The organism is Flavobacterium sp. ZB4R12 (assembly GCF_048276375.1).
Taxonomy (GTDB): domain Bacteria; phylum Bacteroidota; class Bacteroidia; order Flavobacteriales; family Flavobacteriaceae; genus Flavobacterium; species Flavobacterium gawalongense.
Genome location: NZ_JBLNKS010000025.1, coordinates 18,776 through 31,127 on the forward strand (window position 1 = coordinate 18,776; position 12,352 = coordinate 31,127).

Annotated in this window: 8 protein-coding genes and 1 pseudogene; all 9 read right to left on the minus strand. The window is 33.4% G+C overall.

Annotated features, from left to right (window positions below):
* Positions 1 to 138: 138 nt before the first annotated feature.
* Positions 139 to 3,504 carry a TonB-dependent receptor domain-containing protein gene (locus tag ACNO7W_RS15485; RefSeq protein ID WP_417938805.1) on the minus strand — a complete coding sequence of 1,122 codons (3,366 nt, stop codon included), beginning with the start codon at positions 3,502 to 3,504 and terminating at the stop codon, positions 139 to 141.
* Positions 3,505 to 3,707: 203 nt separating this feature from the next.
* Entirely contained in the window at positions 3,708 to 4,823 is a 1,116-nt protein-coding gene (locus ACNO7W_RS15490; protein ID WP_417938806.1) for a FecR family protein, read from the minus strand.
* A gap of 89 nt (positions 4,824 to 4,912) precedes the next feature.
* Positions 4,913 to 5,521 (minus strand): RNA polymerase sigma factor, encoded by a 609-nt coding sequence (locus ACNO7W_RS15495; RefSeq protein ID WP_143388726.1) that lies wholly within the window; start codon positions 5,519 to 5,521, stop codon positions 4,913 to 4,915.
* Between the two features lie 626 nt (positions 5,522 to 6,147).
* Positions 6,148 to 7,101 carry a 23S rRNA (adenine(1618)-N(6))-methyltransferase RlmF gene (gene rlmF, locus ACNO7W_RS15500; protein WP_417938807.1) on the minus strand — a complete coding sequence of 318 codons (954 nt, stop codon included), beginning with the start codon at positions 7,099 to 7,101 and terminating at the stop codon, positions 6,148 to 6,150.
* 69 nt (positions 7,102 to 7,170) lie between these two features.
* Positions 7,171 to 7,833: a thiamine diphosphokinase gene (locus ACNO7W_RS15505; protein WP_417938808.1), complete on the minus strand. Its 663-nt coding sequence runs from the start codon at positions 7,831 to 7,833 to the stop codon at positions 7,171 to 7,173.
* A 225-nt stretch (positions 7,834 to 8,058) separates the two neighbouring features.
* Positions 8,059 to 8,880, minus strand: a complete 822-nt coding sequence (locus tag ACNO7W_RS15510; protein ID WP_417938809.1) for a DUF4249 domain-containing protein — start codon at positions 8,878 to 8,880, stop codon at positions 8,059 to 8,061.
* A gap of 4 nt (positions 8,881 to 8,884) precedes the next feature.
* A complete protein-coding gene (locus tag ACNO7W_RS15515) occupies positions 8,885 to 11,293 on the minus strand; it encodes a TonB-dependent receptor (protein WP_417938810.1) in 2,409 nt (802 codons plus the stop codon).
* Between the two features lie 118 nt (positions 11,294 to 11,411).
* Complete coding sequence (locus ACNO7W_RS15520; RefSeq protein WP_143388731.1) at positions 11,412 to 11,891, minus strand: lysozyme inhibitor LprI family protein; 480 nt, start codon at positions 11,889 to 11,891, stop codon at positions 11,412 to 11,414.
* A gap of 56 nt (positions 11,892 to 11,947) precedes the next feature.
* Positions 11,948 to 12,352: pseudogene (locus ACNO7W_RS15525) on the minus strand (hypothetical protein); the annotation flags it as partial.

A 12,352-nucleotide genomic window follows, 5' to 3' on the forward strand; every position in this document is an offset into this window, starting at 1 on the left:
CAATTGTTTATGAAACGTTATAACAATCTTTCATTAAAATGATATAACTTTCAATAGGTTAGTAGTACATCATTGGAATCAGAGCAAAAAAAAGCCATCAACAAAAAGTTGATGGCTTTCCTAAACAAAAAATATCTTTTAGAAGCTGAAGTTTAATCTGGCAAAAACAAAACGGCCGTTTTGTCCAAACTGAGATACGTTTCTTGAATATACAAATTGGTTTGCATTTGATAAATCGATAGTTGCTGGAGCAGCTGTGTAATCAATAGCTCCAGACACTAATCTAGGTCTGATTGCTGTTTGTGTACCAAGATTTAAATCTGGATAAATATCAAAAATATTATTAGCTCCAATAACAATTTTTGCAGCCTCGGTAATTTTGAAACCCACAGACAAATCAGTAATAATTTTTGCTCCCCAAATTGGGTGCTCAATTTCTACCGCTTGACCGTTTATTATAACTCCTTCAACTCTTCCGTCTCCGTTTACATCAGCGGTATTTGGATCAGTCACTTTACCAAAATAAACATTTCTCAAGAAGAAATCGAATTTTTTATAGGTAACAGAATTGGTTAAGTTTGCTTTTACTCTTGGTATCGCTTCTTGTAAATATACTCTACTTGCTTCAGAATAGTATCTGTTTACCTGACCGGCAGCTTCTAATACTGGAGAAGCATGAATTTCTCCCACTCTATATGTTTTAGAGAAAGTTCCTGATAAATCTGTTTTTAGAGAAACGTTATTTCCAAAACTTGTTTTATGACTAATTACAACGTCGATTCCTTTTGATTCCGTGTCAATTGCATTAGCAAAGAAAGTAGCTGCAGTTGCTCCGGCAGTATCAAATAATGCATTTAAAATGGCATTTGGAGTTCCTGCTGCAGGAGTTCCACCCGGTCTTGAAAATTGATCCGTAAGAACCACCCTGTCGTCTATTTTTACAATATAAGCATCAGCCGTCAAAGTTAAATTGGCATCAGGTATTTTTGCCGTAAAACCAATACTTGCACTTTGAGATTCCTCTTGTTTTAATGTTGGAATTCCTAATAATTGTGCCGCTTGTGAATCATTACTGAAAGTTCCTACTTCAAATGGTACGCCACCTACGAATTGTGTAGCTGTTGAATTGAAATAGATTTGGTGTAACGATGGTGCTCTAAATCCAGTAGAAATGGCACCACGTAAATTGATATTATCAGTTAATTTATAACGAGTCGCTAATTTGAAATTGGTAGTATTTCCAAAATCAGAATAATTCTCAAAACGAACCGCACCGTTTAACAACCATTTGTCAGTAACATCTAATTCTAAATCGGTATAAAGCGCTACACTGTTACGGTCTTTATCAATTGCATTTGCAGGTCTGAAACCTGGAAATACTTGAGAACCGCCTGGTCTTGCTGCACCAAAAAAGTCAGTAACTCTAATGTTAGTTGCTGTAGTTCCAGTTACCACACCACCATTAATATCATATTGATTGTAAGAATCCGGCTCTCCAGCATTGATGGAATAGTTTTCATGACGGTATTCCGCACCAAAAGCAACATTCAATCCTTCCAGAACATCAAATTTTCTGTTCACGTCAAAATTTGTTGTGTTTTGGGCGAAAGCCAAACCACCAGCATCAAATTCAGTAGGAGAATTTTCTCTTAAAGAGGCATTTACCGTATTTTCAACGCCATAATCAAAAGCATTTCTTCCAAAAGTGTTACTTAAGTCAAAATTCCAATTTTCGAATATAAGACCTCTAAGACCAGCAGCAACTGAGACGTCGTTGATTGTAGAATGTATTTCCGGTAAAAATCCGTTTGGATACAATCCCGTGTATGATCTGGCTTGATTAGGTCTTCTGTAAAAACCTGCAGCTTCACCGTTTCTATAACTGGTTCCACCAAAAGCATACGCTTCCAGTTTATCATTGATTGGATAAGCAGCATTCAAAAAGAATTGAGCACTTTTCAAAGAAGATTGTCCCACTCTCATATTGAAATCTTTTCTTTCAAGACCTCTATACGCTAATTCTCCTGCTGTGGCATCAAAATTCAATGCGGTTTGCATCTGCGAGATGTCAGAAGCATCACTTATTGCTGTTTGTTGAGCCGATGTGAAATAGCCTACTTGCGGAGCATACGTTTTTATATTGGAAAGAATTTGTGTAGTATTTGGAGTATTAGTTATGTTTCCAAAAAGTGCATTAATATTAGTCCCAGCTTCTGCAGCTCTTTGTTCAACCGCATTATACGCATTAAATAAAGTACCGGTCACATCTTTTGCTCTGTTTGTAGCATCTCTTAATTGAAAACTTGCTGTTGCATTGATGAAACTTTTCTCTTTACCTAAACTCGTTCCGTAGTTTAAGTCTAATTGGTAATTACCACCGTCAAAACCACCGTCATGGTCATTGGCCCCTTTTGAAAGATTTCCTCCTCCAAAAAGGTTTACCTCTAATTTATTCGTGTTTTTCTTAACATTAATATTGATTACACCTGCAATAGCATCAGAGCCATATTGTGCGGAAGCACCATCTCTTAATACTTCAATTTTTTCGATGGCAAATGCAGGAATTGCATTCAAATCCGTTCCTACAGATCCTCTTCCCGGTGACCCGTTAATATTTACTAAAGAAGAAGTATGTCTTCTTTTTCCGTTTATCAAAACCAATACTTGGTCTGGTCCTAAACCTCTTAATTGTGCAGGATCAATATGATCCGTTCCATCAGCAACCGTTTGAGTATTTGATGTAAACGATGGCGCAACCATGTTTAAAATTTGATTTAAGTTTACTTGAGCTCCTTGTGAAGCAATTTCTTTCATGCTAATCACATCAATAGGAACAGCAGATTCTGTAACTGTTCTGGTAGGATTACGAGAACCGATTACAACAACATCTTGTAGTGTTTCGCCACTTCCTGTTAAAGTAACATTTACAATGCTTCCTGTTACAGTTACCGATTTAGTTTCTAATCCCACATAAGAAAATTGCAAAACGTCTCCTATTTGAGCACTGATAGTATAACTTCCATCTGCATCTGTTGTAGTTCCTTTTGTGGTTCCTTTTACAAGAATCGTTACGCCGGGTAAAGGTTCGCCGTTGTCATCAACTACGCGACCTTTAATAATATCAGCTATTGCGTTTTCATTTAAAGTCGAGAAAACTTCTCCATTAATTCCCACTTTGAGAATTCCTTCCTTTTGTAAAATAATTTGATTGCTTACTTCAGTGTAATTAATTTTTAGTGGTTTTAAAATACGGGTAAGTACACTTGATAATGCTTCGTTATTGGCATAAACACTCACTTTTTGGTTCAATTGTGTCATTCTCGAATTATACGAAAATTTAACATGTGCCAACTTTTCAAGTTTGGTTAACGCCGTATCTAAGTTCAAATCGGTTAGGGTAACAGTTACCTTTGTATCCAATTTTCTTTGTCCTCTGATATTATTCGCTATTGTAACACTTGAAAAAACAAGGGCTAAAACAAATTGAAATAAGGTTATTTTCATGATTCGAAAGAGTAGTCGTTGTTTAAGGACAGTTTTTTTCATAATTTTGGTTTGTTTTATTAATATTCTTTAGTTTGGTTATTGAGAGAACGGACCAATTACTCTTTACAGAGAGGTAATTGATTTAATTCAAGGCGTCGGGAATGTTACAGCATTTTCGGCGCTTTTTCGTTTATGTGCTTTAATTCATAGGCAAAATAAAGTTAGTTGCATCCATCTGATATAATAATAATTTGATTTCCATTCATTTCATAACTGGTATTGTTCCCAAGACTTTTACAAATAATTTTGAGTTTTTCCGGTAGCGGCTGGTCACTTAAAGATGTGGTGAGATAACAGTCTTTTAATTTTGCTTGAGGAAAATCAATTTTTACCAAATAAGCTTGCTCAATTGTTTTAAAAATTTGAGCAACAGGAATATCTGTAAATTCAAATCCCAATTGTTCTATATTACTTGCTGAATGACTTAAAGATTCATCTTGAGTTATGTCCGTAATTTTATTAAAAGTTAGATTTTGACGTACGAATCGTAGGGCTTGATTCGGTAATAGAACAATCAATTCATCTTTTGAGTTTGCAATTAATTGGTTGGATCTTACCTTTACTTTACCAGTACGAACCACCACTTCTACATTTGGCTGATTAGCGTATGCTTTTATTCTAAAACTTGTTCCTACTACTTTAGTAACAATTTCATTAGCAAAGACAAAAAATGGTTTTTTCGGGTTTTTACTGATTTCAAAAAAGCCTTCACCGGATAGGTAAACTTTTCGTTCATTCCCAACAAAGATTTTAGGGTAACTCAACTTACTATTGGGTTGTAGCAATACGGAACTGCCATCGGATAAGGTTATTATCTGAGGTTTGTCAGAATTATTAGTTTGTTCAACTAGACCCTCCTCATTTTTATTGATTAGTTCATTGTAGGTAAGCACTGAATTTTCAGGAGCAATATAGTGGTTGTAAAGCCAACCGGATAAAAGACTTAAAATCAAAACGGCCGCAACTCCACTAAACCAATTATTTCTCCAAAGTTTTATTATTGGTCTGCTTGTTCCATTTTTATTTTCTTCTGCTCTTTCAATTTTTTCCCAAGTAGCTTCCAAGGCATATTGAACGTCCTCAGTTGATAGGTTGGTATTAGGAACTTTCATTGCTAACAACCATAGTCGCGCTTCTTCAACTAATTTGGCACGACAGGAATTCTCTAAAGTCCATTCTTCCCAGTCTTGTTGGTCGTCTTTGAAACAGACCCATAATTGGAATGATTCATCGGCTAAAAAGTGTTCTATCTCTGTATAATTGTTACGTTGTTGCATCAAAAAAATGGATTACAATTATATAAAGGACAGTTTTTTTATTTGATACTCATTAAATTATGAATTTTTTAAATTTATTTTTAAAAAAACTAAAAAACACTTTGAAACAGTAGTAAAATTAGTAAAATGTTTCCTTTCCACTCTTTGCGCAGACTCAATAAAGCACGGTGTAAAAGATTATTTGCCGATTGATAGTTGACTTCAAGCATATTTGCAATTTGGTCTACAGTGAGGTCTTGGTTGTAACGTAGATACAAGGCCTCTTTTTGTCGAGAAGGCAAATCATTAATTAGTCGATTGAGATGTGAGACTTTGGCCGCGGTTGTCTCATCGGCAATGAGGTGATGTTCTATGGAGAAATCAAACAGAAATTTAACAGAATCCATTGAAGTGCTTAGGCGAAAAATATGATCTCGTTCTTGTAATCGCGCAATACGTTTACGAACACTTGACAATAAATAGGCTTTTACTACCACATCTTCATTTAGTTTATTTCTATAAACCCAAATATCTGTAAAAACATCTTGTACGCAGTCTTGCACTTTTTCAGGAAAAGGAATAAACGAATTTCCATAACGTACTAAATGAGCATAATGCTTTTTAAAAAGTGTTGAAAAAGCCTTTTCATTACCTTTTTTTAGGTTGCTCCAAAGGGTGGAGTCATCTAGTGTATCGGTATGTAGTATTTGCCTTTTCACAATTTAGTTAGGATTAGTTGATTCTTTTCAATGCAAATTTTTGATGAGCATATAATTTTTATTGAATACGAATAAATTACAATAAAAAAGGATAGTAGTGGTATTCTTGTGTTTAAGTATTAGTGTTTTTTTTGCTAATGGTTTTATGAACCGCAAAAGAATATTTTTTAGATTATTTAAGATTTCATAAACAAATGAATTTGGTTCTTCGCCAAAAGTAGTGGAAAACTAAGTTAGGTCGTTTAGGAATGGAAATTAAACTTTAAATAAACACTTATTTTTAAAGGATATTTTGCGATAATTACGAAATTTATTCATTGGTAAATTAATGTTTTTTTTGAATTCCACTACTTTTGGCGAAGAGCCACAAATTTACATAATTATATGTTAAAACGTGTTTTTTGGCTTAAAAATATAAAGAAATACAACTACTTAGGAATAGTTGTATATTTTTTTTAGAAAACTAAATTTTTAGAAGTTTAATTATTGATTTAATAATCATACCTTTTTCGTTATAATTCCTTTAAATAAATAATTCTTATAAATAAAGAAAAAGGTTGGAAAGCACTACTGTTTGGAATGATTTTGTGGTAGTATTTCAAGACCTTAACGAAATATTTTTATTTCTAAAACTTCCAAGCTTTTTGCTGTGCTTCACTCAAAAAAGTCCAAGCTACGATGCGGCTCGTTTTTTGGCCTTGAGCCATATCAATCGTTTTTACTTCAACAGCACTTACTTTGTTTAAGGTTTTATAAAGACTGGAAAGATTTTCTTTTTTTGAAACCAATGTAGTGAACCATAAGCATTGCATTGGGTATTTGGCACTTTCGTAAATCATTTGGGTTACGAAACCTAATTCGCCACCTTCACACCATAATTCAGCATTATGACCCCCAAAATTTAAAACAGGTTTTGTGGTTTTTGTTTGCTCTAAATTATTGATTTTTCTCAACGTGCTTTTAGTAGCCTCTTGCTGTGAGGCATGAAAAGGCGGATTGCATATTGTGAAAGTAAATTTGTCTTCGGGTGTAATTATGTTTTTAAAAATAAAACGTGCTTCTGTTTGTTGTTGTAAACTAATGGCATCGATTAATTTTGGATTGGATTCGATGATTTTACTGCAGTTTTCAATTGCTTTTAAATCGATATCGGTTCCCACAAAACTCCATCCGTAAGCAGAATTACCTATTATTGGGTAAATGCAATTGGCACCAATACCAATATCCAAACCTTGAACGGTTTCGCCTTCCGGGATGATTCCGTTATTAGTGGAAGCCAATAAATCAGCTATATAATGAATGTAATCAGCTCTGCCAGGAATGGGTGGGCAAAGGTAGTTTTTAGGAATGTCCCAATCCTGTATATCATAATGAGTTACCAGTAGGGCTTTGTTTAGCGATTTTACCGCTTCGGGATTACTAAAGTCAAGAGTTTTTATATGGTGCTCATTGACAGCAACAAAATTCTTTAATTCAGGACAATTTTTGATTAATTGTTCAAAATCATATCCAAATCGATCCAGATTTCTAGGATGCAAATTGGTCTTTTCGGTAATCGTTTTTGGTTTTATTTTTTCCATTTCCGCGCAAAGATAGTCAATCTCTTCTTGTCAAATTAAAGGAAGAGATTATAAATAGATTTTTAGTCACTAATCGATGCATTCCATCAGTAATAAATCGCCTTCACTGTGTTCAATTGTGACTATGCCGTCTTTGATGACATGATTGCTGCTTCCGGTTCTGTAGCCAATGGTTAGACTATCGTCTTTTAAAGGATAATATAAATTATCTGAATGAATTCCGGTAACATGACCGATGGGAATTAACGAAATTGGGGTATTGGCAGTATACCATTTTTCGAATTTGTTCGGCAACAAAAATATTTTTGAATGGTCGTCTAAAATTACAATTTTCAATAGATTGCGGTATCGAACAATGTTTGTAAGATTGGTAATGGTATGATCGGCTCTTTTTCCTGTTGCCCAAACGACATTTACGGCCGGGATTTTTCGATGAATTAAATAATCAAATGCTTTCTCTAAATCGGTTTTATTTTGGTCTGGAGTATGAATAATCTCAATAGGATATTGTGAAGTTTGATATTCTTCAGGATCAAATCCTCTATCGAAATCACCTAAAAGAACATCTACTTTTATGTCTAATTGCATGACTCTTTCTATAGCCGAATCTAAAACAATTACCAAAGGAGACCATTCTAATAATTGTCCTAATAATTCTGGATTACAGGATGCGCCATTGGCAATTATTAAGGCAGGTTCTTGGTCGTCGCGAACGATGTGATGTGAGGACATGGTTAATTATGAATTACGAATTGAAAATTACTAATGCAAAGATAGTGATTCATAATTCGTAATTTGTAATTCGTGATTTTTTAGCCCAGATAGAAATGAAAAACAAAATAGGTTCCAAACTTTAGTTTTGTGCTAGTAGAAGAGCGACCAAAGGAAGCTCCTTATACTAGCTAGAAAACTGTTTAGAGCCTGTTTTGTTTGTAATGTATAGCTGGTTTTTGCTCCTTATTGTATCGTGTAATTTTTAATATCGACTTCACTAAGAGAAAAATAACCCAAAGGAAAATTAGCTGAATTTGTGTTGTTGATGATGTTTCCTCTTACTGTTGCCGGAGGAGATTGAAACGGTCCGCCGCCATTATTTCCTGCGATGCTTACTAAAACGCGGAGGTAATTGTAATAGGCTTTTGAAATTCCGTAATGGCTGACTTCTATTGCGTTGCCCGCTTTTAAATCGTCATTTTGGGAAATGCTAAAGAATTTATTTCCGTCAAAAAACTCATCTTCATCTACATAAAAATTAGATTTTACCTGATTGGAATAGATGTATTTGTATAAATAATAATTAGGTTCGTTCGCAGGATCTGTATAATAGGATTTGATTTCTATGTTTTTTCCGGTAAAGCCTCCTTCGTTATTTTGAGTAGTTTCAGTTATTGGTGCTACTGATTTTAATGTTTCGGAGGCAGTGTAAGTTGCACCATCACTAATAACAGTTAAAGTGTAGGATTCGTTTATGACAGGAATAAAATTAGTGCAAATGTATTCCCCTTTATTAGCAGATTCGGCAAAATTAAAAATGATATTGGAACTGTTTTTAATATAAATAGTGGCTCCGGAAATTTTTGGAATTATGGTACTGTAGTAATCTGTCGTTGTAGTTAATTTTATTTTTTGTTGATTTCCAGCGGTTCCTTTTTTCCAATTTATGGAAGCTTCTATAACCAGTTTTGGCAGTGCAGTGTTCAAATCTAACGGAATAACATCCTCACAACTGTTGAAAAATAATGCTGCTATAATTGCTAAAAATAGTGTTGTTTTTTTCATATAATTAAAATTTGAAGTTATAACTAATCGCAGGAACAATACCAAAAATGGAAGTTTTTACGGCCTCATTAGTACCGGTATCCATATTTTGTCTAAAATTGATTGAAGCTGCATTTTTTCTATTGTACAAATTGTAAATACTAAAAACCCATTCTCCTTTCCAGTTTCTGTCATTATTTTTGCGTGGGGTTAATGTTGCAGCAATGTCGAGATGATGGTAAGCCGGAAGCCGGTTTTCGTTTCTTAAATCATAACTGGGAACGGCTATTCCAAGGTATTCGTATTGTCCTGTCGGATAGGTTACGGGTTGCCCGGTTTGTAACGCAAAATTAGCTCCAAAAGACCATTTCTCGTTTGAATTATAGGAAGTGGTGATGGTAATATTGTGCAATTTATCATAAACAGAGTTGTACCAATTTCCATTATTAATTCCTGTTTCAATAGATGTTCTTCCCGGAGTTTGTTGTTCAGATTTAGATAAAGTATAGGAAATCCAGCCGTTAAATTTACCTTCGTTTTTTCGGAACATTATTTCCAAACCGTAGGATCTTAATTCACCATTCAAAATCACTTGTTCAATCGCTTTATTCGCAATCAAATTAGCACCATCGATATAATCCAATCTGTTTTTTACTTTTTTATAATACGTTTCAACTTCTAAGGAATAGACGCCATCTTTAAGATTTTTAAAGTAGCCCAAAGCCACTTGATCTGCAATTTGGGGCTTGATGAAATTATCACTTGGCGTCCAGACATCAAGCGGAGTAGGAGAGGAAGTATTGGAAATCAATTGTAGATATTGGACCATTCGGTTGTAGCTGGCTTTTACAGATTGGTCATCGTTGATTTGATAGGCAAAAGAAAAACGTGGTTCTAAATTATTGAAGCTTTCAATCACTTTATTTTTCTCATAAAATTTAGTTCCAATAGGCGTCGCTTTTTCATAAATCTGTAAATCCGGATTGAAAGTTACCGGATTGTCATTCTCATAAATATTTACGGTAGATTGTCCTAAACGGTAAAATATACTGTATCGTAAACCATAAGAAAGAGAAATTTTATTCGAAATTTCATGATCTCCATTGATGTATAGGGCAGGTTCGAAAGCGTGTTTTTTATCCAATTGATCAAAATTAATTCCGGAATCTACATCAGATGGTTTTATAGTTCCCGGATTAAAATCGTAATAAATAGCGCTTACGCCGTAATTCAATTTGAATTTATTTGAAATATAATTCTTGAAATCGTATTTGATATTGTAATTCTTGATGCCGGAATCCCATTTGAAACCTACAAAATCCAAATCCAATCCATAATAATAGTCGCTGTAGATTAGCGATAAATTCGAAAATAATTTATCTGAAAATAAATGATTCCAACGCAAGTTTAAAGTGGAGTTTCCATAAATATTAGTGAAGCTTTTATTCAGGCTAAAAACGTCTCTTCCAAAATATCCCGACAAATACAGATTGTTATTTGGGTTCAATTTATAACTCAACTTGGTATTCAAATCATAAAAGTAAGCGGAGTTGTTTTTTTGTTCTTCAGAGAGTTTTAAAAATAAATGGGCATACGAACTTCTTCCACCAATAAGGAAAGAACCTTTGTCTTTTACTATTGGTCCTTCGACCAAAATTCTACTCGAGATTAATCCGATTCCTCCATTTACGTTGAATCCTTTACTGTTACCGTCTTTTTGATAAATGTCTAAAACCGAAGAAGCCCTTCCGCCAAAACGAGCTGGAATTCCACCTTTGTATAGCTTTAAATCCTTTATCGCATCGGGGTTGAAAACTGAGAAAAAGCCAAAAACATGTGAGGAATTAAATATGGTTGCTTCGTCCAACAGAATTAAATTCTGGTCTGCACCACCGCCACGTACATTAAAACCGGATGCGCCTTCGCCAGCATTAGTAACTCCTGGAAGCAATAAAATAGATTTGAGAACATCAACTTCGCCGAGTACAACCGGCATTTTCTTAATAGCCGAAATAGAGAGTTTATTAACGCTCATCTCAGGTTTCCGAATGTCAATTTTGGTTTTAGTATCAATGATGACCACTTCTTTTAAAACAGTTTCATTGCTTATTAATTTAAAATTATTTTTTATGTTTTGGTCTAAATTTATCGATTCTTCTATGGTTTGATATCCTAAATAGGTTATTTGAACAGTGTAATTTCTTTTTGGAACAGTAATAGAGTAGAATCCATATTCATTGGTAGTTACACCTGTTTTTAATTCTGGGATAACAATGTTAACACCAATTAAAGTTTCATTGCTGTTGGCGTCAATAATAGTTCCGCTAAGGGTAAATTTTTGCTTCGCCTGATCGCTAAAGCTCGTGTCTTGAGAAAAAGAAGAAAGAGAAGATAATAATACAACAAGAAAGGGAATAATTTTCTTTATAATCATTGTTTGAATTTTCTAAATGAAGAAATGCAAATTTCACTAAACAGAATATTAATTGGGGTATAACAATTGTTAAGGTATTGCTAAGATAAAAAAAAGACGACCGTTTTTTAGTTGTCTTTTAATCTTCATGTATAAAATATTCAAGGAATATTATTCTTTCTTTTGTATCTCTAATAGTTTGTGTGTTTTTAGCTAAAGGTAAAATAGAGCCTCCTTCATATTCAATATCAAATACCTCTCTATTTTTTTCTTTAGAAATTATCCAGTTTTTTTGTGAATTTATTATACTTGTTTTTAATCTTAAATTATAATTTTCATAATCGTCTTTGATTTCTGTATCTATTTTTTTTATTAAATATTTATATCTAACATTTAAAATACTATCATAGTAGATTAATTCATTTGCTGAGCAAACATTCATTTCCGTTTGAGAACCATCATAACAGTCAAATTTATTTGGAATGCTATCTGATTTTTCTTTAGTGCTATCTTTTACTTTAATATGTCTTGTGATTATTTTTGTTTCTTGTTTTTTGTTGCAAGAAAATATAAATATTGATAAGAAAATAATAAAGATAATTTTTGTTAAGATTTTCATTGTTAATATTTTTGGCTGTAGTCTAAAAGAATGTTGTTGAAATAATTTTGTTATATTTAATAAGTTGCGTATTTGTTTAATACATCTTTTGTCCAATTTTGAGATTTTCTAACTCTTTTTACTGGGCATCTGTATGTTCTGGAAGAATATGTATTGATGAATTTCTCATATTGATTTTCAATGTTTATAAATACATCCCAAGTATGATTGCTTTTTAATAAATCATCCATAGACAATTCGTTTTTACTTTTATCGTTTTTTAGCACTTCTAATTCTTTGAACCAATTGGCATATCCTTGCAAATATTTTGTAGAAACACCTTTCAAGACTCGGTTTACCATAAGATCAAATCGTTCAGCAATACTGTTAATGTGCTGTACGTGATACTCTTTATCAAAAGTATGATTCTTAGCATCAAAGGAAATATGTGGAATTTTGAAAGATTTTGCAAAGGCTGAAAT

Bases quoted from the DNA above. Each gene is read 5' to 3' on its own strand.
- rlmF (WP_417938807.1), bottom strand. From the start codon at position 7,101: ATGGAAAAAATAAAACCAAAAACGATTACCGAAAAGACCAATTTGCAT.
- ACNO7W_RS15490 (WP_417938806.1), bottom strand. From the start codon at position 4,823: ATGCAACAACGTAACAATTATACAGAGATAGAACACTTTTTAGCCGAT.
- ACNO7W_RS15505 (WP_417938808.1), bottom strand. From the start codon at position 7,833: ATGTCCTCACATCACATCGTTCGCGACGACCAAGAACCTGCCTTAATA.
- ACNO7W_RS15485 (WP_417938805.1), bottom strand. From the start codon at position 3,504: ATGAAAATAACCTTATTTCAATTTGTTTTAGCCCTTGTTTTTTCAAGT.
- ACNO7W_RS15520 (WP_143388731.1), bottom strand. From the start codon at position 11,891: ATGAAAATCTTAACAAAAATTATCTTTATTATTTTCTTATCAATATTT.
- ACNO7W_RS15515 (WP_417938810.1), bottom strand. From the start codon at position 11,293: ATGATTATAAAGAAAATTATTCCCTTTCTTGTTGTATTATTATCTTCT.
- ACNO7W_RS15510 (WP_417938809.1), bottom strand. From the start codon at position 8,880: ATGAAAAAAACAACACTATTTTTAGCAATTATAGCAGCATTATTTTTC.